The 22,317-nt window shown below is 37.6% G+C and carries 17 protein-coding genes and 1 riboswitch; of the genes, 9 read left to right on the forward strand and 8 right to left on the reverse strand.

Annotated elements, in window-relative coordinates; genetic code table 11:
* Positions 1 to 359: 359 nt before the first annotated feature.
* Together brnQ and recQ are read left to right on the forward strand one after the other, a co-directional pair.
* Positions 360 to 1,658 (forward strand): branched-chain amino acid transport system II carrier protein, encoded by a 1,299-nt coding sequence (gene brnQ, locus D9780_RS16150; RefSeq protein WP_121640801.1) that lies wholly within the window; start codon positions 360 to 362, stop codon positions 1,656 to 1,658.
* A 154-nt stretch (positions 1,659 to 1,812) separates the two neighbouring features.
* On the forward strand, positions 1,813 to 3,948 hold the full coding sequence (gene recQ / locus D9780_RS16155) for a DNA helicase RecQ (RefSeq protein WP_121640802.1): 2,136 nt from the start codon (positions 1,813 to 1,815) through the stop codon (positions 3,946 to 3,948).
* Between the two features lie 364 nt (positions 3,949 to 4,312).
* Here recQ and D9780_RS16160 read toward each other — a convergent pair whose 3' ends face one another.
* Positions 4,313 to 5,551 carry an aminopeptidase gene (locus tag D9780_RS16160; RefSeq protein ID WP_073006903.1) on the reverse strand — a complete coding sequence of 413 codons (1,239 nt, stop codon included), beginning with the start codon at positions 5,549 to 5,551 and terminating at the stop codon, positions 4,313 to 4,315.
* 440 nt (positions 5,552 to 5,991) lie between these two features.
* Between D9780_RS16160 and D9780_RS16165 the strand changes: the two genes are divergently transcribed.
* Positions 5,992 to 6,321: a winged helix-turn-helix transcriptional regulator gene (locus D9780_RS16165; protein ID WP_073006901.1), complete on the forward strand. Its 330-nt coding sequence runs from the start codon at positions 5,992 to 5,994 to the stop codon at positions 6,319 to 6,321.
* A 77-nt stretch (positions 6,322 to 6,398) separates the two neighbouring features.
* On the opposite strand, the gene D9780_RS16170 is transcribed toward D9780_RS16165, so the two are convergent.
* The 4 genes from D9780_RS16170 to D9780_RS21215 form a co-directional block, all read right to left on the reverse strand.
* On the reverse strand, positions 6,399 to 7,817 hold the full coding sequence (locus D9780_RS16170; protein ID WP_121640803.1) for an alanine/glycine:cation symporter family protein: 1,419 nt from the start codon (positions 7,815 to 7,817) through the stop codon (positions 6,399 to 6,401).
* A 364-nt stretch (positions 7,818 to 8,181) separates the two neighbouring features.
* A complete protein-coding gene (locus tag D9780_RS16175; protein ID WP_205601094.1) occupies positions 8,182 to 8,706 on the reverse strand; it encodes an acyl-CoA thioesterase in 525 nt (174 codons plus the stop codon).
* Between the two features lie 185 nt (positions 8,707 to 8,891).
* A complete protein-coding gene (gene cls, locus D9780_RS16180; protein WP_205601137.1) occupies positions 8,892 to 10,334 on the reverse strand; it encodes a cardiolipin synthase in 1,443 nt (480 codons plus the stop codon).
* Positions 10,335 to 10,656: 322 nt separating this feature from the next.
* Positions 10,657 to 10,800, reverse strand: coding sequence for a hypothetical protein (locus D9780_RS21215; protein ID WP_162985907.1), 144 nt, complete (start codon positions 10,798 to 10,800; stop codon positions 10,657 to 10,659).
* A 298-nt stretch (positions 10,801 to 11,098) separates the two neighbouring features.
* On the opposite strand from D9780_RS21215, the gene rarD reads away from it, so the two are divergent.
* The 4 genes from rarD to D9780_RS16200 all read left to right on the forward strand — a co-directional run bounded on the left by rarD (position 11,099) and on the right by D9780_RS16200 (position 16,425).
* A complete protein-coding gene (gene rarD, locus D9780_RS16185; protein WP_073006894.1) occupies positions 11,099 to 12,010 on the forward strand; it encodes an EamA family transporter RarD in 912 nt (303 codons plus the stop codon).
* 95 nt (positions 12,011 to 12,105) lie between these two features.
* Positions 12,106 to 12,225: riboswitch (SAM riboswitch) on the forward strand.
* Positions 12,226 to 12,416: 191 nt separating this feature from the next.
* Positions 12,417 to 14,168: an O-acetylhomoserine aminocarboxypropyltransferase/cysteine synthase family protein gene (locus D9780_RS16190; protein WP_121640806.1), complete on the forward strand. Its 1,752-nt coding sequence runs from the start codon at positions 12,417 to 12,419 to the stop codon at positions 14,166 to 14,168.
* A gap of 761 nt (positions 14,169 to 14,929) precedes the next feature.
* Positions 14,930 to 15,799: an SGNH/GDSL hydrolase family protein gene (locus tag D9780_RS16195; protein WP_121640807.1), complete on the forward strand. Its 870-nt coding sequence runs from the start codon at positions 14,930 to 14,932 to the stop codon at positions 15,797 to 15,799.
* A gap of 5 nt (positions 15,800 to 15,804) precedes the next feature.
* Positions 15,805 to 16,425, forward strand: a complete 621-nt coding sequence (locus D9780_RS16200; RefSeq protein WP_073006889.1) for a YpmS family protein — start codon at positions 15,805 to 15,807, stop codon at positions 16,423 to 16,425.
* Positions 16,426 to 16,532: 107 nt separating this feature from the next.
* Here the strand turns inward: D9780_RS16200 and D9780_RS16205 are convergent, their stop codons facing one another.
* Positions 16,533 to 17,141, reverse strand: a complete 609-nt coding sequence (locus D9780_RS16205) for a hypothetical protein (RefSeq protein ID WP_205601095.1) — start codon at positions 17,139 to 17,141, stop codon at positions 16,533 to 16,535.
* Between the two features lie 586 nt (positions 17,142 to 17,727).
* Between D9780_RS16205 and D9780_RS16210 the strand changes: the two genes are divergently transcribed.
* Positions 17,728 to 19,350 carry an ABC-F family ATP-binding cassette domain-containing protein gene (locus D9780_RS16210; protein WP_073006886.1) on the forward strand — a complete coding sequence of 541 codons (1,623 nt, stop codon included), beginning with the start codon at positions 17,728 to 17,730 and terminating at the stop codon, positions 19,348 to 19,350.
* Positions 19,351 to 19,440: 90 nt separating this feature from the next.
* Here the strand turns inward: D9780_RS16210 and D9780_RS16215 are convergent, their stop codons facing one another.
* Both D9780_RS16215 and D9780_RS16220 read right to left on the reverse strand, forming a co-directional pair.
* Positions 19,441 to 20,388, reverse strand: a complete 948-nt coding sequence (locus D9780_RS16215; protein ID WP_073006884.1) for an L-threonine 3-dehydrogenase — start codon at positions 20,386 to 20,388, stop codon at positions 19,441 to 19,443.
* A gap of 103 nt (positions 20,389 to 20,491) precedes the next feature.
* Positions 20,492 to 21,682, reverse strand: a complete 1,191-nt coding sequence (locus tag D9780_RS16220) for a glycine C-acetyltransferase (RefSeq protein WP_121640808.1) — start codon at positions 21,680 to 21,682, stop codon at positions 20,492 to 20,494.
* Positions 21,683 to 22,167: 485 nt separating this feature from the next.
* On the opposite strand from D9780_RS16220, the gene D9780_RS21510 reads away from it, so the two are divergent.
* Positions 22,168 to 22,302: a hypothetical protein gene (locus D9780_RS21510; protein ID WP_256359875.1), complete on the forward strand. Its 135-nt coding sequence runs from the start codon at positions 22,168 to 22,170 to the stop codon at positions 22,300 to 22,302.
* Positions 22,303 to 22,317 lie beyond the last annotated feature (15 nt).

Consider the following 22,317-nt stretch of genomic DNA (forward strand, 5'->3'; position numbering starts at 1 on the left):
AAACGAAGGCTTTCATCATAGGGGTGTGAGGATAAGACAAGGTTTTATACTGTTTTATTGACATAGAAAACAATTACCTGTTACTATAATGACTGCTTTGTACTATTTTCAAAAAAACGACATTAAAAGGCAAAATTTTCAGATTATAAGGCCAATTTACTTAGAAAACATGAATGAGCTTTTCTATTTATTATTATCTGTTAATTCTAATTCTCTAAAAAAATCGGCTTATTAACTAGTTGTAAAAGTTATTATTTTTTATTGTTAACTTTAAAAATTCACACTTTTTAAATAGTTGAAATACAACACTTGTTAATCATCTTGGAAAAGCATTGCCTTTTCATACGGAGGGAACAATCATGAAACGTGATACATTTATTATTGGTTTTATGCTATTTGCTTTGTTTTTCGGCGCTGGTAACTTAATCTATCCTCCTATTTTAGGAGTTTCTTCAGGCTCGTCTTTTTTTCCAGCTATTATCGGATTTATCATTACTGGCATTGGCATACCAATTTTAGCAGTTACAGCAATTTCTTATGTAAAAAATGATGCTAGAGAACTTGGAAATCATGTTCATCCTTTGTTTGGACTTATTTTCACCTGTCTTGTTTATTTAGCAATCGGACCATTTTTTGGCATACCAAGAGCGGCGACTGTTGGTTATGAAATGAGCGTTGAACCGCTATTACAAAATACTTCTTCCGCAGCTTTATTGCTATTTACGAGCATATTCTTCTTAGCTGTTCTTTTCGTCAGCTTAAACCCGTCCAAAATGGTGGATCGCATCGGCCAGCTACTAACGCCAATCCTATTGCTTTCCATTGCAGCGCTAGTCATTGGAGGACTTATTTTATTTGATCAACCACTACCAACAGCTTCTGGTGATTATGCCCAAAATCCATTTTTTACAGGTTTTGTTGAAGGATATTTAACAATGGATGCAATCGCTGCATTAGCCTTTGGTATTATTGTTGTGCAAACTTTTAAAGAGCGTGGATTATCCACAAAAGCAGATATTATAAAAGCAACGTTAAAATCCGGAACAATAGCAGGAATTGGACTAGCTATTGTTTACACTTCTCTCGGTTGGATTAGTGCGAGAATGCCGAATGGTAGCTCGTTTGTAAATGGCGGCGAGATATTGTCAGAAGCAGCTACGCAAATATTTAACACGTCAGGTACCTTGTTACTAGGAATTATCGTAACATTAGCCTGTTTTACAACATCTGTAGGACTCGTTGTAGCCGCTTCGCAATTTTTCGCAAAAATCAGTCCAGTACCTTATAAGTGGCTTGCGGTCATTATTACATTCGCAAGTTATCTCATAGCCAACCAAGGACTAAATACAATCATTCGTTTTTCTGTACCAGTACTTGTTTTCTTATATCCAATTGCTATTGTGCTTATTCTACTTACCTTTTTGCAGCCACTGTTTAAAAATAAGCAAGCTGTTTATCGAGGAGCCATCCTCTTTACTGCTATCGTCAGCTTGTATGACGGAATACTAGAATTAGGAGTAAAAATGTCATTTTTCTCGGAATATATGGCTATGCTTCCGTTTTCTAATATCGGATTAGGTTGGTTGCTTCCTGCAATCATCGGCGGGTTCATTGGTTGGGTTCTATCCAAAATACAAAAGCGTGAAGCGTCTGTTTGAATGAAAAATTTTTATATTAGTCTATGAGGGAAATAAAAAAGTGGTTTTAATTATTTAGCTTTTATGATTAGAACCACTTTTATTTTTTCTTCAGCCTTGGTAACGTAAACTGTAAAATATGTTAAGATGGATGGGGTAAAGGAGGAACATGACATTGGGTTTACGTGAAGAGAAACTATTACAAACCTATTTTGGTTACCAACAATTTCGACCAGGTCAAAAGGAAACTATTGACTTTATCATAAATGGAAACAACATTCTTGCTGTTATGCCTACAGGAGGCGGAAAGTCGTTATGTTATCAAATACCTGGACTAGCCTTAGAGGGAACAGCAATTATTATCTCCCCTCTTATTTCTTTAATGAAGGATCAAGTGGATGCTTTACAAGCTTTAGGGGTTGCGGCTACATATATCAATAGTTCCTTATCTCCAGAACAGCAGCAAACGCGTCTACAGGACATGTCGTTAGGAAGATACAAGTTTGTCTATGTAGCTCCAGAACGATTTGAATCTAGCTTTTTTATGCGTGTATTGCACCGCATACGCATATCCTTAATTGCTTTTGACGAAGCACACTGTATATCTCAATGGGGGCATGATTTTCGACCTAGCTATCGCTCCATTATTCCCCAATTACAACAGTTACCAAAAAGACCTGTGATGATGGCTCTAACAGCAACAGCCACTACAGAAGTAATTGAAGATATTCAGCAGCAACTACATATTAAAAATGTTGTTAACACAGGTTTTGAAAGAGAAAATCTAGCTTTTCATGTCATTAAAGGAAGAGATAAGCGCACTTACATTCAATCTTTCTTACAAGAACGGAAAGAAGAATCTGGGATTATTTATGCAGCTACAAGAAAACAAACGGATTCTCTCTGTGATCAGCTTGAAGCTCAAGGGTATTCTGTGGCAAAGTATCATGCAGGATTATCAGAAATGGATAGAAAAAGAGCCCAAGCTGCCTTTATTCATGATGAAAAACAACTTATGGTAGCAACGAATGCGTTCGGTATGGGAATTGATAAATCTAACGTTCGCTTTGTGATTCATTACGCCATGCCAATGAATATTGAATCGTATTACCAAGAAGCTGGTAGAGCTGGCAGAGATGGGGAGAAAAGTGATTGTATCCTGTTATTTTCTCCGCAGGATATTCAACTACAAAAATTTTTAATTGAACAATCTAATATGGAAGACACTGTGAAGCAAGCAGAATACCGTAAGTTACAAGCAATGATTAATTACTGTCATACACATAGTTGCTTAACTGAATATATTTTAGGTTATTTTCACGCTTCATTGAAAAAAAGATGCGGGCGCTGTAGCAATTGTGTAAAACGACAAGAAAAAGTGGATATGACAGAAGAGGCACAAAAAATCCTCTCCTGCGTAAAACGAATGGGCGAAAAATTTGGCGTAGGTATGACAGCTAAAGTGTTAAAAGGGTCTAAAGATAGGAAAATCAGGCAATTCCGCCTACATACTTTATCTACATACGGTATCCTGTCCGCCTATACCGAAAAAGAACTGACTGAATGGATCCAGTTTTTAATTGCTGAACAATTGCTAGCAACCGAAGAAGGGAAATTTCCAACACTAAAGTTGAACCAACAATCCGTTGATATATTAAAAGGGAAAAAAACCGTTTGGATGTTTACTGCTCCTATGCCAACAAATGACGTAGCAGATTATCATGAAGATTTATTCACTTCACTACGACAATTAAGAAAGCAGCTAGCGGAAGAACAAAACGTGCCACCTTACATTCTGTTTTCCGATGCAACACTAAAAGATTTAAGTAGGTATTTTCCAACTACTAAAGAAGAAATGTTACTGATTAAAGGAGTTGGCGAAAGAAAGTTTGACCAGTATGGAGAAGCGTTTCTAACCGTTATTCAAAAATGGCGCGAAGAACACCCTTATGTTCAAAAAGTAATTCCTATTCAAGAATCAAGACCTATAAAAAAATCAAATCCTAAACAGGAAGACAAGCCAAGTCACATCATAAGTTATCAGCTATTTCGGTCGGGAAAAGCAATTCAAGACATCGCTACTATGCGCGAGCTATCTGTACAAACCATCGAAAACCATTTATTTAAAGCCTTTAAAGACGGATATCCCATCGCTTGGGAAATATTTTTCACCTCACAGGAAGAAGAAGCCGTTTTAGCTGCTCGCGAACAATTGGACGAACCAAAACTAAAACCATTAAAAGATTCTTTACCAGACACATTTGGGTATACAAAAATCAAGGCTGTTTTAACGAAGCACGGTCATTTATAAAGCGCATCTTAATCAGCGAGCAGTCCCCCATCTCCTCCCAAATGGTTAGTAATCCATAGGCATGGCCTAAAGCTACCGCCAATATGGTAAAGTGATGCTGGGGAGCATAGACGCAAGAGCCCGTTTAGCAACGTAGCGAATGGAACGATTCAACGGAAAGAGATTACGATGAGGAAACGAACCGATGATGACTTATCGTAGGGCAATAAGACATATGGCGGAAAAACGCTGTCGCTTTGCTTATACGATAAATCTTTAAACTTTTATACTTTCCTATAGTGTAAACCAAAACATCCATCTCGAGTTACGCACTCGAGATGGATGTTTTGCTTTATTGCTTATTCCCCAACAAGCAATCCGTTTATTACTTCTTTTTCCACGCCCATGTCCCGTTCCGAAACACCGGCTCAGTTGTGCCATCGGCAAATACGCCATCAATATCAAGTTGATCCGAACCAATCATAAAGTCAACGTGACTTAAGCTATCGTTAACGCCATGTTGATCTAATTCCTCCTCATTCATTTGCGCTCCGCCTTCCAAGTTCGTTGGATAAGCTTTTCCTAATGCAATATGACAAGAAGCATTTTCATCAAATAACGTATTGTAAAAAATGAGCCCAGACTGTGATACTGGTGATTCATGAGGAACAAGAGCCACTTCACCAAGACGTTTAGAGCCTTCGTCAACATTTAGTAAATGCTCTAATGTATCTTGACCTTGTTCAGCGGTAAAATCAACAACTTCTCCATCTTTAAATGTTAATTTGAATCGATCAATTAAGCTTCCGCCATAATTCAACGGCTTCGTACTTGAAACAGTACCGTTCACGCGATATTTATGCGGCAAGCTAAACACTTCTTCTGTTGGCATATTCGGATTAAACGTTATACCACCCTCCGTTTGGGCAGAGCCGCCTTTCCAGATATGCCCTTCTGGTAGCTCCATTTCCAAATTTGTACCTGGTGCTTTAAAAATAAGCTTCTTATAGTTTTTATCGTTTAAAACCTCTCTTGCCACACGTAAAGAAGCATTATGCTCCTCCCAAGCAGCTATAGGATCATCCATATCTACACGAACAATTTTCACAATCGCCTCCCAAAGGCTCTCTATAGCAGCTGCTCTTGATTTATTAGGAAAAATCTTTTGCGCCCAGTCCCCTGTAGGGATCGAAATAATGGACCACGCAATCTTATCATTCATTGTATATTTGCGAAAATTTTTCATAGCTTCTGCGCCTGCTTTATTTGCTTTTGCCACTTTAGCTGAGTCAATTCCTTGTAATAAGTCTGGATTCGTTGAACGAATGTTTAAAACTGCTGCTCCATCCTCAGCAAAACTTTCATGAAGCATGACTCTCCATTCTGGGAAATGGGCAATGACTTCGTCGGGAGCATATTCGAACTTAAGCCGCGTCAGTTCGTCGTCTACCCAATTAATATGTACGTTTTTCGCTCCCATTTCATAAGCTTTGCGGACTACAATTTTTGTGAAGTCCGCTCCTTCTATTGGTGCATTAATCATTAAAGCTTGCCCTTTTTGTAAATTAACACCTGTACGAAGTGCTAATGTAGCATATTTTTTTTGTACTTGTTCAGTAACCATTGTTAACCTCCAAAAAATAATTAGTGTATATCCTTTATTATTCCACAAATACAATGAAAATACCAAAGTCGAACATTTACAAAGAGAAAGTGCTTCTTGTATGTGTAAAATATTTCACGAGGAGGGATATGAGAGCCTATTGCTATTCAAAAAAAATAACATGTTAGCGTAGGAAAAACACGAAGACTTCGATGGGAAAGCCCAATGGGATGACCCGCAGCAGCGATCACTAGCTATGTATTTATCTTTTAAAACAGTAAAAGTGGACGTAAATGGGTTAGGTAGATATTTGGGCTATGCTTATGTAGAGAAAAACTTAACACAAACGTGCTTCTTAGCAAACTTTACGCAACATCTAAAATATGATACCCTAGAAACAAGTTACTTTTCGTAATAACTGTTTATCTATTGGAATGGATACCAATTGAGGTGATGAATCTATGGATACGAATCTATGCCCGCGCTTTGAAAAAGCAATGGGCTTAATAAGCACAAGATGGGTAGGACTCATTCTGTTTGATTTACTTAAAGGTACGAAGCGATTTTCGGAAATGGAAGCTGATTTACCAATAAGTGGGCGTTTACTTTCAGATCGACTAAAAATGTTAGAAAAAGAAGGTATTGTTACAAGAGATGTCTACTCAGAATTCCCTGTTCGCATTGAATATTCTTTATCCGAGAAAGGAAAAGCACTCGCACCAGTCATTAAAGAAATTCAAAAGTGGGCAGAAGAACATGTTTCCGATGATCAGACAAGTACGGAATGTTAAGCAAAGATCTATTTTTCGAATAATGACGCATGAACAAGAGCGCCTCTATTCATAGAACGCGCTCTTGTTTTTTGTATTTATTTAGAATGCTCGGCTTCCTCTCGATCCCAATATTCAATACCTTCTTGATTATCTAACACATCGCGGTAAAAGACAGGATCTTTTCCTGCTTTCCGTTGTCTACGATAATCTTGAAGCACTTGGTTAGCAATTTTAAACAATCGGGCGATCGCATACAAGTTAATTAAAGCCATAATTGCCATTGTTAAATCAGCTAATGACCAAACAAAGTCAAACGAAGCAATTGCACCAAAAGCCACCATTAATAGCGCTCCGATTCGGTATAAAAATAAACCTACCTTACTATCCCGGATGTACGTTATATTTGTTTCACCATAGTAATAATTCCCTAAAATGGAACTATAAGCGAACAATAGAATAGCTATGGCAATAAAACCGCCAGCCCAATCTCCTATATGGAAGGTGAACGCATTTTGCGTCAACTGTATACCGTCAGCCTTACTTCCTTCAAAACCACCTGCTGTAATAATAACAAACGCAGTGGCACTACAAATTAAAATCGTATCAAAAAATACACCTAATGCTTGAATAAGCCCTTGCTTAGCAGGGTGAGTAACTTCAGCAGTCGCTGCAGCATTTGGGGCGCTACCCATACCTGCCTCATTAGAGAACAAACCACGTTTAATCCCCATCATAATAGCTGCACCAAAACCACCACCAGCTACTTCACGAATTCCAAAAGCATTGGAAACGATATACGTAATCATATCTGGGATTGCAGTAATATTTGTAATTAAAATAATAATAGCTAATAAAATATATAAAATAGCCATTACGGGTACAATAATTTGCGTTACATTGGCAATGCTCTTTAATCCACCAAAAATAACTACTGCAGTAAAAACAAATAAAATAATGGCAATAACTTTACTATCGATGGCAAATTGATTTTCAAACGCCAAACTAATTGTATTGGATTGAACAGAGTTAAACACCAATCCGTACGTAAACGTTATTGTAATCGCAAATAATACTGCAAGCCAGCGACTTTTTAATCCTTTTTCCATATAGTATGCAGGTCCACCGCGATATTGATTTTCATGAGGAACTTTATATACTTGCGCTAATGTACTTTCGACAAAACCAGAAGCTGAACCAAGTAAGGCGATAATCCACATCCATAAAACTGCTCCCGGACCTCCAGCTGCTATAGCTGCTGCTACACCAGCCATGTTCCCAGTTCCCACTCTAGATGCCGCGCTAATGGCAAAAGCCTGAAATGAAGAAGTCCCTTTTTTACCTGCAGCACTAATGGTTCGTTTATCTGCAATCACCCGGAACATCTCAGGTAAGTATCTAAATTGCACAAAGCCTGTTTTTATTGTAAACCATAAGCCTAATCCAAGTAATACAACAATTAAAACCCACCATAAAACGTCGTTTACATCACTAATCAAGTTTTCCAAAAATAACACGATTAATATTCCTCCTCTTGTTTATGATGTCATTTCAACACATCATAAAACAACAAACTTTTTAAATAAATTGAAATATTCCCCTATGCATCTCCCCTTTAGAAAAATGGCGCTTATCGCCAACTCTTTTTGACAATATAGCTAATCTCTCCTTATTATTGGTTACTGCGCAAATTAAAACAGCCTGACTTAGCAGGCGGACGTCTTTGAAAAAGATTCCATTTTACATATAAGGTTGTACATCGCATTACAGTCACCAAAAACAAATCTTTCATGAAATACTTCCGCCTAACCAAGCCAAAGAGTTGTAAAAAACCTTTTCCACCCAAAGGGTCTTCCATTTGCGTTATTGTATTATTTTACATTAATTTCTCGTTCGATTCCATGGGTAATCTGTGCCAAAAATTTCAGCAAACTCCTTTGCCTGCTTTCTCCGCTCTTTTCTATGTTTGGCCCGATCTGCTGCTGATGCATGCAATTTCTGTTCATGTTCCGACTCTGGAACAACACTTGGCACAGGTTTAGGTTTTCCTGCTTCGTCTATTGCTACAAATGTTAAAAAAGCAGTTGAACAAACCTGCCGCTGTCCCGTTCGTAAATCTTCCGTTACTGCTTTCACAAACACTTCCATCGACGTGTTGTGCGTCCAGGTAACGAAAGCTTCCACACAGATAGAATGTCCTTCTTTTACTGGCGCTAAAAAGTCAACCGAATCGGTAGAAGCTGTAACAACGGGCATACGGGCATGTCGTGATGCAGCTATAGCAGCAACATCATCCATATAAGCCATGAGCTTACCGCCAAATAACGTACCATACGTATTCGTATCTGGTGGCAACACATACGATGTTTTGACTGCCAAAGAATGTGTACAAGTTCTTTTTTCCACTTTACCCCTCCTTCTTATCATTTATCCGATACTTAGGGTGCTGACTCGCTTCAAAAATTGAAATATGGAGCTGGACAAGACTTCGTACAAGATAACAGCACGAAATCCTTTTTTCGTAAAAGACCTTTGGGTTCCGTATCATTGGGCTACAAACAATTAGCGATTCTACAGATGAAAGGCCTGCTTTATAATACTGGCGAAAGAAGTCGTGAAACAGACTCTTTAAATCGAATTCCTAACGACCGTTGACGGTATAAACCTTCTGTCATTTGTGTCGATAGCAACATGTCTTCTTCAAATTTCGATACTAATTGTTGCGTCAAATCATGATCATATAAAAAAGCGTTCACTTCAAAATTTAAGCGGAAGCTACGAACATCAATGTTCGCTGTGCCAACTGAAGCGATTTTACCATCTACTACGATGGTTTTCGCATGTAGAAAGCCATTTTGATAAATAAATATTTCTGCACCTGCTTCTAAAAGGTCTCCTATATGTGATAATGTTGCCCAATATACGAAAGGATGATCTGGTTTATTAGGAATCATAATTCGAACATTGACCCCAGACAATGAAGCAATTCGCAGTGCATCACGTAAGCTTTCATCAGGAATAAAATACGGCGTTTGAATATAAACATAGTCTTTTGCAGTCATGATCATTTTAATGTAGCCATTTTTTATTTGCTCCCAATCCGAATCAGGCCCACTGGAGACAATTTGTACACCAACATTACCGACTGGGTTAGCACTATAATAACGGTCTTCATATAAAATGTCGTTACGAGAAGCTTGGTTCCAATCTAATATAAAACGTGTTTGCATTTGGCGTACAGCATCTCCGAAAATACACAAATGCGTGTCACGCCAGTACCCAAATTTTTTATTCATTCCTAAATATTCATCACCAATATTAAAGCCACCAATATATCCTATTTTCCCGTCAATAATGGCCAATTTACGATGATTTCGATAATTTATTTTAAAATTAATTTTAGGTATCTTAGGAGGAAAAAATGCTTCTACTTCTACACCGGCATTAAGAAGTTTCTTTATATACTTTCGGCTTAAAGATCGTGACCCCATATCATCAAACAACATACGTACTTCTAGACCTTCTTTTGCTTTTTTTATTAACACATCAGCGATTCTTTGACCGAGCTGGTCACTACGAACAATATAATACAACAAATGAATATGATCTCTAGCCTGTTCTAAATCATTGATTAAGGCTTCAAATTTCTCCTTACCATCTGTAAAAATCTTCACTTCATTATTATGGGTAAAAATTGCATCGTCGTTGCGTAAGTGTAAATAATAGAGGTCTTCATATTGAGCAATGTCTTTGTTTTTAAATTCAAAAGTTCCTTCTTCAAGCGCACGCAACTGCGATTGCACCGCCGCTTTTACGCCTAATCTACTTTTTGTATCCCAAGTAAAAATACGCCTTCTGCTAATTGGTTTTCCAAAAATCAAATACAGGATGAACCCTACAATTGGGATAAACAATAACACCATTAGCCAAGCCCAAGTTGAGGTTGGATCTTTTCGTTCAAGAAAGATAATAGAAATTCCTAAGGCAATATTTAATATTAAAATAAAGCTTAGCAGATAAGAAAATAGATCTATTTGCATAGCTTTCCCCCTTTCTCGAACCTTACTTCATTTTTTTGTACTCTCCCATAATACTATAGCATACCATGTTATTCATTTTTTATCTATTGTATTTAAAAATCCCCTTTTCATGTATAAGCAAAACATAGATTTACAAAAATTTTACGACCAAAGCCCTTGTTTTACTTATAACCTTCATTTTAATGTTTTTCTACGGAAGACTTGGCTTGTCGCTAATTCCTATGGCGAAAAGACACTATCGTTTTTTTATAAAGTAAAACAAAGGCTTGGGGCGCCCGGTTAGCAACGTCGCGAGTGGAACGAAGCAACGAAAGTTTTAGGAATCATGCTCTGCAACTGGAGTATACCGGCGCCATCTGGCAAGCCCGTCTTCAGTCGGCCTTCCTAATAAATACAACCCCCCTGCTTCATAACCTGCATGAATGACTTCTGTTTCCAGTTTATGATTTCGTTTATTCATCTAATTACCTCCTTGTTTTATAGTACAAGTTTATCTAATGAAACTTTTTGCCCATCTTATATTCTAGTGGAATACGAACTATAATGAAATCGTTCTCTTTTGTTTTCACTTACTATTCTTGCTTTTCTTACAAAAGAGATTTAGAATAACTATATTATATTGACATCCATCTGGGGAGCAGCATGCATTCTTTGTAATAAAGAAGCTTAACTTCACAGTGATCTCATCAGTATGTAAACGTGAATTTTCTTTTTTTATCTCTTACCTCCATATTATTTCACATGAAAGAAGGGAGAACATGTCCGTTACACAAGAGAAAACGGGTATCATACATACTTTAGGAGCTTATGCTTTATGGGGAGTTCTACCCATTTATTGGAAGTTACTAGAGACCGTTTCACCTGGCGAAACGCTGGCACATCGAATTATATGGTCGGCTATTTTTATGATTATTATTGTACTCAGTGTTGGGAAGTGGCATGAATTGCTTCGCGAATGGAAGGCATTAATGCAAAACAGACGAAAATTCATAGGCGTTTTTATGGCAACTACTGTTATTAGTCTCAATTGGCTGACATTTATTTGGGCGGTGCACAATGATCATGTTATTCAAGCAAGTCTAGGATATTATATTAACCCTTTAATCAGTATTTTGCTCGGTATCCTTGTGCTGAAGGAATCTTTCACCTTTAGACAGACCATTTCCTTTATCATGGCAGCTATTGGCGTCCTTTATTTGACAATAAGTTATGGCGTATTTCCTTGGATATCTTTATTGCTAGCAACGAGCTTTGGATTGTACGGTTTGTTAAAGAAAAAGATAGATATTGGACCTATGATTGGACTGACAATCGAAACAATGTTAATCTCTCCAATTGCTCTTCTATTCTTATGCTTTCTTCCCCAAAGCACTTTTCAATGGGGCACCATTCTGTCAACGACGAACATGCTACTAATAGGTGCTGGCGTAGTTACAGCAATACCCTTATTACTATTTGCAAGCGGAGCAAAACGAATTTCTTTATCCTTAGTCGGCTTTTTGCAATACCTTGCACCAACACTTATGTTGTTAATAGGAGTGTTTTTATATAATGAACCATTCACTTCTGCTCACTTCATCGCATTTTTATTCATATGGTTAGCACTGATTAACTATCTGTTAGCTAGTTACCAAAAGCCTACAAAAAAGCAATTTCAAAAAGCGAACTAACGCTTGATTAAAAACAATCAGTTAATCCGTTTAATAAAATGACCGTTGACAAATTCGTTTGAACCTTATATAATTTTCAGTAATTTAAATAACATCTCTTATTATGAGTGGCGGAGGGAATAGGCCCTGTGAAGCCCGGCAACCTAAAAGCAAACATTTTTGCTTTTTACGGTGCTAAATCCTACAAACCTATTATAAGGTTTGGAAGATAAGAGGAGGACGGAATGCATATTTGAACCCTCTTCTTAGGAAGAGGGTTCTTTATTTTTGTTTTCATTTCTTCCTTGCCATCTACCTTACTTCTAAATTTTTACCAAACAAAATACACACTATTTATTCTTGTAAGCTTGTTTCTTTTAACGGAACAGAAGGCCCATTTCCACATTTAATTAAAGGAGGAAAAACAATGAGTCATTTTTTTACGCAAGATCCAGAAACTGCATTACTTCACGGTGGGCAAATACCCGATTCAGCAACAGGAGCTAGAGCAGTACCTATTTACCAAACGACTTCTTATGTATTTAACGATACAGAACACGCACAGAACTTATTCGGATTAAAAGAACCTGGAAATATATACTCCCGAATTGGTAATCCAACTGTAGATACGTTTGAACAACGTATTGCCCAACTAGAAGATGGTGTCGCTGCAGTAGCTACATCTTCTGGAATGGCCGCAATCACTTTCGCTATTTTAAATGTAGCAAGTGCTGGGGACGAAATTATTACCGATAGCAATCTTTACGGTGGAACATACAATTTATTTGCTAATATACTTCCTCGTTATGGAATTCATGTAAAATTCGTAGATGGATCAAACCCAATTGAAGTAGAGGCTGCAATTACTGAGAAAACCAAAGCTATTTTTGGGGAAACAATCACAAATCCGAGCCTGCAAATTTTTGATATTGAAACGATTGCAGCAATTGCACATGCACACCATATCCCTTTAATTATAGATAATACATTTGCCCCTTACCTCGTTAAACCATTCGCATGGGGAGCGGATATTATTGTCCATTCTGCAACGAAATGGATTGGTGGTCACGGAACAACGATTGGCGGGGTAGTTGTAGACGGAGGAAGGTTTGATTGGAATCACGATAAATTCCCAGGTTTCACCCAACCTGATGCAAGTTACAACGACTTGCGCTTTACTGATGTTGGGCCTGCCGCTTTTGCTACAAAACTACGTGTACAATTAATTCGTGATATTGGAGCTTGTTTAAGCCCTCATAGCGCATTTTTGTTGCTTCAAGGGTTAGAAACGTTACATTTACGCATGCAACAACATACGAACAATGCACAAAAAATTGCTGCTTTTTTAACAGATCATCCAGCAATTGAATGGGTTAATTATCCTGGTTTGTCCAATCATCCTTCCTATTCATTAACAAAAAAATACTTTCGTGACGGTACTGCTGGTTCCATTATTACGTTCGGTATTCAAGGTGGAAGGGAAGTTGGAAGACAATTAATTGATCAAATTGAATTATGGTCGCATGTAGCTAATGTAGGTGATGCTAAATCGCTCATTATTCACCCAGCATCTACCACACATCAACAGCTGACAACGGAAGAATTAGCCGCAAGTGGGACAACAGAAGAAACCATTCGCTTATCGGTTGGCTTAGAGTCTGTTCATGACCTGCTCATTACTTTGGAAAACGCAATAGCAAAGGCTACAGGGGAACAAGCAACCATCCCTATAGATGAAAAACAGGCTATCCATTGGCTACTTCATTCTCCTTTTTTAAGAGACAGTGGAAACGCGCGTAAAAAATGCCTTGCCGTTTACGGTTTAGAAACAGCAAATGAAACAGACCGAAATAAAGTCTTCCAATTACAAGCGTTCGGATTCGATATAGCTGTTGTGGGAAGTACGAACCTAACCTTCCCCTTACCACAGTATAAAGAATTATCGGACATTCCAGTAGTGGACGCTACTTGGTCTCTACAAGCTACACTACCAGCTACCCTGTTAGAACAGCTCGTAAATAAAGACTGTAAGCTCTTATGGGTGGCAAAAACAAAGGAAACAGCTGCTACAATAGACCATGCCAATGCAGCTGGCATTACTGTTATTACACAAAAGAACCCTTATGAAGAAGCGTTATTGCTTCGAAACAACGCTACGGAGGCACCTGTATTTGCATAACATACCATTATCTTTTTTATGGTCTAGGAAATTATAAAATTTTGCAGCTGTGGATAGACTTACTAAGTTATTTAGCCACGTCCAGCTCCAGCGCTCAGCAACTAGGCGACTTCACGCAATCGCCCTAAGCTAAAGTCATCATCGGTTCGTTCTAAATAGGAAGGCCGACTAAAGACGGGCTTGCCGGAGGGCACCGGTATACTCCAGTTGCAGGAGCATGATTCCTAAAACTTTCGTTGCTTCGTTCCACTCGCGACGTTGCTAACCGGGCGCCCCGATCCTTTGTTCTAATAGGTTTATTTATTTGTAAACTTGGAAAAATTATAACTAACCTTCCCTTTCAGATCGCCTTGCAATTGAAGGCGATCTTTTTTACTATTAGATTTTTTTGGTTTATAGTATAAGAAAAACAAAGGCTTTCGCCATATGGCAAGCCAAGTTTTTCTAATGATAAAATGAATGGACGGTGTCCAAAATCGGCAAGCTAAGAAAGTAGGCAGTAGAAATAGATCCTTTAATGGGTGCTGTTAGCTAACAACAGCGCGTGTTTTACAGCATTTTAAAATCTGGATAAACTTCAAAATATTATCTTCCCTATCGTGTAAGCAAATGCTTATAGTATACATATGCTGTATACTACAAACAACCAATATTTCATACACGTAATCATACAAACAAAGTCTTCATTAAGTTAGTATGGTTAACATAAAACTTTTAACAAGCCCAATGTTTAAAACTAATCCACTTAGGTGTTGATAACGATGCAAATAAAGAAATTAATAACCGGAGTAACCCTTCTATTACTCATCGTAGGAGTCCCACTCTATATTTTTAACCATGAAACAGATCAAACAAATCTTGCTGAAAAAGAAACAAAGCAACAGGATGCAGTAATAACAGAAAAAACGCCCAGCATCAAAAAGCATGAGCAAAAACCATCGCCAAAGCTTTTTATTCATAAAGAGCAACAGGTTACGAAGCATTTTTATCAATCAAGACATATTACGGCAATTGGTGATTCGTTGACACAAGGTGTTGGCGATGAAACAAAACAAGGAGGCTATGTCGGAGCCCTTGAACAAATAATGACCCAAGCTAACACAGAAGCTTCTTTTGATAATTTTGGTGTACGAGGCAATCGCTCAGACCAACTACTTAAAAGACTGCAGCAAGACGATATGATTGCTTCCATAAAGCAAGCGGACATTGTATTTATAACCATTGGCGCGAATGATGTGATGCGCGTGTTAAAAGAAAATATTACGAATCTCCAAATGGAGGCATTTGAAAAAGCCCGAGTAGACTATGAAAAACGACTTCATAAAATCTTAACCAACATCCGAACGGTAAATGCAGATACGAAAATTTACTTGCTCGGTTTTTACAACCCCTTTGGGCAGTATTTTAAGGACATCAAAGAACTGAAGCTCATTGCGGACAATTGGAATAAAACTGGTAAAGAGATAGTAACTACGTATGAAAACAGCTCCTTTATACCAATTAGTGATTTATTTTCAAACACAGATGAAAACTTGTTTGCAGAAGATAATTTTCATCCAAATCAGGTAGGCTATGAGCGGATTGCTGAACGTATATTTGAGGTGTTAAAGAATGAACAAGAAAGAGGATGAACTGCATGGGGAATAGAACGGAACATACCAAAAGTAAAAAGTGGAAAAGACTATTTATCGGGTTACTTTCCTTTAATATGATCTTGCTTTTTGTATTGCTCACACTTATTTTTTGGCCGGTTCCACAAGCCGAATACCCAGAAAAAGCTACGGAACAAATAGATGCAAATTCAGAATTTATTGTTCGTACGACTAAAAAGAATTTAAACGATTTGGCCAATACGTATATTGACCAATTACTTGCAGGCACCGATCATGAATATCATATTGAACTAGGAGATGACGTACACTTAATTGGTGAGTTACCTGTTTTTTCCTCAACCGTTCCATTATCTGTTCATTTAGAGCCTTTTGTACAAGAAAATGGAGATATTATTTTGAAACAGAAGTCCATTTCTATTGGCTTATTAAAACTACCGAACCAAAAAATTATGGAATACATGGATAAATATCTCCCGATGCCAGAATGGGTTACTGTTAATCCCAAAGAAGAAGAAATATACGTCGCCGTGACGGATATTGAGTTAAAAAGTAATTTTCAAATTGCCGTCGAACATATTGACTTGCAAGCAAATAATTTATCGTTTAAATTTCGTATACCATATCAAACATTAGGTATTAATTAAGCGAAGCTAGAATGGTCTAGCTTCGCTTATATCAGCTTGTGAAAATAGTATTAAAAAACTCGTAGGATGGGGAATAACCTCAATAAGAGTTCCCTCCTCGCTACGAGTTATTGTTCGTTCATATGAGAATAAATAATATATGATGACATAGCCTGCGCTTCTTCTTTTGAATCACACATTGCTGTTTTATTACGGTATGGATAGTCGCCGAGCCTTCCTTTGTAGATTAACTGCATCCCCTCATGACTTCTTATATCTTCAGGTGTCACAAAGCAAGTAGGCTTTTTAAGTTGAAAATGGTCGACATCTTTTAATACAGTTGCTACGAATTGCGAGCAGAAGAATGCACACTTTCGATTAATTTCTATTTGTAACAAGATGCCAATTAAACCGATAAAATTGTAACGGTAGCGATCTTTGTCACATTCGATTCGCTTAATATGCTGCAAGATTTGCTCACACTCTTCTTCAGATACGGTAAAACGATAGACTGCACAAGCTGCATTCTTTAAAAAATCACTATGAATATCTTCTTGAACAAACCCCCCAATAAAAGGATTTTTCGGTCGCTTTCGCCCAAAGCTATACAGTCTCTGCAAATCCTCATCAAACCCAATGGAAACGTGATTCAAGGACTGTTTTGTAAAGAAATGAATAGCTTTCGCTAAATTCGTTCCCGTATCTGTGAAGAGAAGATAAATGAATTTTCCCCCCAATACACATATCCCCTTCCATCTATGCTGTAAAAAGAGCTAAATTAAATAGGTTAGCATGTCTGTTTGTTAAGCACCCTATGTATTGACAAATTACTCCTGTCCGATAGATAATGTAACTTTCTTACATAGGGATTGCACTACTAATTACTCATTAAGGTTTTGGTATGATGCTCTAAAGGAAACAGCATGTAAGATTGTTAGTAAACCTTTTCAAATAGAATACAAACACCGTAAAAACGTATCCTTTTTAAAAGGCCCTTTTAAAGAACAATTCATCCCCCACCTTTCTTATACTATTACAAAAAAAACGTATTTGCACAAGTATGTTTTTAGGCAATAGAACACATAAGCTTGCCAATCTCATTAGAAAAGACGCAATTATGTATTCAGAAGAAGTTGATACATAAGTGTCAGGATGAAACAAAGATCGCTCAACTTTATTTCATTTTTCAATTAAATACCCTGTTAAATTCTACCTTATATGTTATAAATTAATGTTATTCGTGAAACCAAACATTGACGAATTGCTTGAAATAACGTAAGCTAACGTTGATTACTTTTATTTTATTGGAGGAAATTAAACCGAATGATTAATGTATCGAATGTGAGTTTACGATATGGCGATAAAAAATTATTTGAAGATGTAAACTTAAAGTTTACTCCAGGTAATTGTTATGGATTAATTGGTGCAAATGGAGCTGGTAAGTCCACTTTCCTTAAAATATTGTCTGGTGAAATAGAGCCACAAACGGGCCATGTCTCCTTATCTCCAGGCGAACGCCTTGCTGTACTAAAGCAGGATCATTTCGCTTACGAGGACTATAACGTTATCGACACGGTGCTTATGGGGCATGAAAAGCTGTACGCTGTGAAGCAGGAAAAAGACGCTATTTATATGAAAGGCGATTTTACGGAAGAAGACGGCATGCGTGCTGCTGAACTAGAAGGCGAATTCGCTGAAATGAATGGCTGGGAAGCTGAATCGGATGCAGCTGTTCTATTAAAAGGACTTGGCATCGATGAGTCACACCATGATAAACAAATGGCTGAGCTACATGCAGACGAAAAAGTGAAAGTGTTACTTGCCCAAGCGCTATTTGGCAATCCGGATATTTTATTATTAGACGAGCCTACAAACGGGTTAGACATTCATGCCATTCAATGGCTAGAAGAATTTCTCATTCATTTTGAGAATACCGTCATTGTCGTTTCCCATGATCGCCACTTCTTAAATAAAGTATGTACACATATTGCAGATGTTGATTATGGAAAAATTGAAATTTATATCGGTAACTATGACTTTTGGTATGAATCTAGTCAGCTAGCAACGAAAATGGCACAGGAAGCAAACAAAAAGAAAGAAGAAAAGATTAAAGAGTTACAATCATTTATTGCACGCTTTAGCGCTAACGCTTCCAAATCCAAACAAGCAACATCAAGAAAGAAATTGTTAGACAGCATTACGCTGGATGATATAAAACCATCTTCAAGAAAATACCCATATATTGCTTTTACCCCAGAACGGGAAATTGGAAATGATTTACTAACTGTTCAAGGATTAACAAAAACCATTAATGGTGAAAAAGTATTAAATAATGTTAGTTTTACGATGAATAAAGATGACAAAATCGCGCTTGTTGGTGGCGATGATGTAGCAAAAACAACACTATTTAAGATTTTGGTAGGAGAAATGGAACCAGATGCAGGAACGTATAAATGGGGTGTCACTACTTCCCAATCTTACTTCCCAAAAGATAATAGTGCTTACTTCGAAAATAGTGACTTACCTTTAGTAGACTGGTTAAGACAATATTCACCAGAAGATGAAACAGAAACTTTCTTACGTGGCTTTTTAGGGAGAATGCTATTTTCCGGGGAACAAGCGTTGAAAAAAGCAAATGTTTTATCTGGAGGAGAAAAAGTACGCTGTATGCTATCCAAAATGATGTTGAGCAACGCCAACGTACTCCTTTTAGATGAGCCGACAAACCATCTTGATTTAGAATCCATCACTGCTTTAAATAATGGACTTATCAAATTTAAAGGTTCCATTTTATTTACATCTCATGACCATCAATTCATTCAAAGTATTGCCAATCGCCTCATTGAAATTACACCGAATGGTTTGATTGATAAAGAGATGAGCTATGATGAGTACGTACAAGATAAAGAATTGCAAGCGAAAATTGCTACTATGTACAACAAGTAGCCAAAGGAAAGAAATATTGTAGATAGAATGTAGTACGATAAGACGGTTAGAAAAACTTGGCTTGTCGCATAGCGATAAGCCAAGTTTTTTCTAATGTGCTTGTTTCTGTTTAATTTTACTTAACATATCCGTTGTCAGCTTGTCTAAATCATATTCTACTTTAAAGCCCCATTCGTCAATCGCACAGGTGGAATCTAAATTATTTGGCCAACTGTCTGCAATTGCTTGTCGAAACGGATCCACATCGTATTTTAATGAGAAAGAAGGAATATGCTTTTGGATCGATGTAGCAAAGTCCTCCGGTGCCGCGGAGAAAGCTGAAATATTAAAGGCATTACGATGTTGTAGTTTATTTGTATCACATTCCATCAATTGGATAATGGCATGGATCGCATCTGGCATATACATCATATCCATATACGTACCCTTGCCTATATAGGACGTATAACTCCCCTTCTCTACAGCTTCATAATACATTTCAACAGCATAATCCGTCGTTCCACCGCCTGGTAATGTAACATGAGAAATTAAACCAGGGAAACGTACACCACGAGTATCCACTCCAAAACGAGTGTGGTAATAATCAGCTAACAGCTCGCCAGATACTTTATTCACTCCATACATCGTCGTCGGGCGTTGTAATGTATCCTGTGGTGTGTTATCTTTCGGTGTTGTTGGACCAAAAGCTCCAATGGAACTTGGGGTGAAAAATTGCAAATCTAATTCCCGAGCTATTTCAAGCGCATTAACTAAACCGCCCATATTAATATCCCAAGCTAGCTTCGGATTTTCTTCCGCTTTAGCTGATAATAAAGCTGCCAAATGCATCATCGTATCTACTTGGTACTTCTTTGTAACGTCAGAAAGCTGCTTTGCATTTGTTACATCAACGACTTCAAACGGGCCTTCTGCAACACGTCCTTCCGCCTTGCGAATATCAGTCGCTATTACTTGATCCGTACCGTAAATGTCTCTTAACTTGATAACAAGCTCTGACCCTATTTGACCCAAAGCTCCGGTTACTAATATTTTTTTCATCCGTGAAATCCTCTCTAGTGCTATTCTTTCTTCTTAGAAAAACTTGGACTTACCGCCAAAATTTCATGGCGGTAGCCTTCGTTTTCTTATCTTTCCTATATTGTTAAATAACGCCAAGTTCCTTACCTACTTTTTCATATATCGCAATAGCCTTATCTAGCATTTCTTTCGTATGTGCGGCTGTTGGCATATTGCGTACACGACCTGTTCCGCGTGGTACAGTTGGGAAAACAATAGACTTCGCGTAGACGCCTTCTTCATTTAAGCGTCTGCTAAATGTTTGTGTCGCATTCTCATCACCAATAATACAAGGGGTAATTGGAGTTTCGCTATTACCAATATCAAAGCCTAGTTGCTTTAAGCCAGCTTTTAAATAATTTCCATTTTCCCATAACTTTTCATTTAGCTCCGTGCTTTCCATAAGGATTTCAACAGCTTTCGTACTTGCTGCCGCATCCGCAGGTGAAACAGCTGTGGAGAACAAGAACGGACGAGAACGAACTTTTAACCAATCAATAAGATTTGCTTTGCCTGCTACATACCCACCAATCACGCCGATTGCTTTCGACAATGTACCCATTTGGAAGTCTACTTTATCCTGCAATCCAAAATGTTTAACTGTGCCTGCTCCTTTACCAAGAACACCAGAACCGTGAGCATCATCCACATACGTAATCAGGTCGAATTCCTCGGCAATGTCAACAATTTCTGGAAGTTTTGCAATATCCCCATCCATCGAAAACACACCATCGGTAATGACCATGATTTTATTGTATTGACCAGATTCGACAGCTTCTTTCGCCTTTTTTCGCAAATCATTCATATCGGAATGATTAAAACGAATAATTTTTGCTCTAGACAAACGACATCCATCAATGATGGAAGCATGATTTAATTCATCCGATAAAATGGCATCATGTTTATCCATTACCGCAGATATAGCTGCCATATTACAGTTAAACCCAGATTGATAGGAAATAACCGCTTCCGTGCCTTTAAATGCTGCAAGCTTTTTCTCTAATTCAAGATGAAGATCGAGTGTTCCATTGATCGTACGTACCGCACCTGCACCAACACCATGTGAATCAACCGCTTGCTTGGCAACTTGCTTCAATCTATCATCTGTCGCTAATCCTAAATAGTTGTTTGACGAAAGGTTAATTAACGTCCTGCCACCAATTTTTATCTCTGGGCCATTAGGACCTTGAACAGGATCAATTTCATTATACAAGCCCCGTTCTTTCAAATCAGCAATATTGTCATTTAAAAAAGAATTTAACGCTTTACTCGTCATCTTTTTGTCCTCCTTTTATGTAAGTTTGTGTTCGTTTATACTTCCTTAAACCCATCATCCACACTTTACCATTTCATACGCATATGAATGCTTATTCCGCTACAGCAACATCGTCTAAACCTTGTTTTAAAAAAACTAGGCTATCGCCAAATCTGTATGGCGATAAAATTTTACTTATACGATAAACCAATAGTTGAACGAATGGAGTAAAATGTTGCTACTATCGTTCCTATAAAGCAGAATCTTAGGGCAATTTATGCGCACGATAATCTTACTATTCCCTTTTCAGTTTAACATAAGTACAACAAAATGTTTAATCGTAAAAGGACTGTAAAAACTGGTCTTAGGATACAAAAAAGGAGGATAAAACTTGCAACTTTGTAAGATTCACCTGTTAAAATGTCACCAAAAACAATGGCTACACAGTAGTAGGTTATTTATACTGAGTGTAGAAGTCATAGAAAACATACGAGGAGGGATGGATTATGAAGAAGTTATTGGTTGTTCTATGTGCCGTTCTTATTATTACTTTTGGAATAGTTGGATATATAGAAATAAACAGTAATTCGAATGAGATCATGAACGAAAACCCTAACAGCATAACAGTTCAAGAGAGCTGATCCAATTTCTTTCCG

Origin of the sequence: Virgibacillus sp. Bac330 (assembly GCF_003667845.1) — a bacterium.
In the GTDB taxonomy this organism is placed as follows: domain Bacteria; phylum Bacillota; class Bacilli; order Bacillales; family Amphibacillaceae; genus Virgibacillus; species Virgibacillus chiguensis.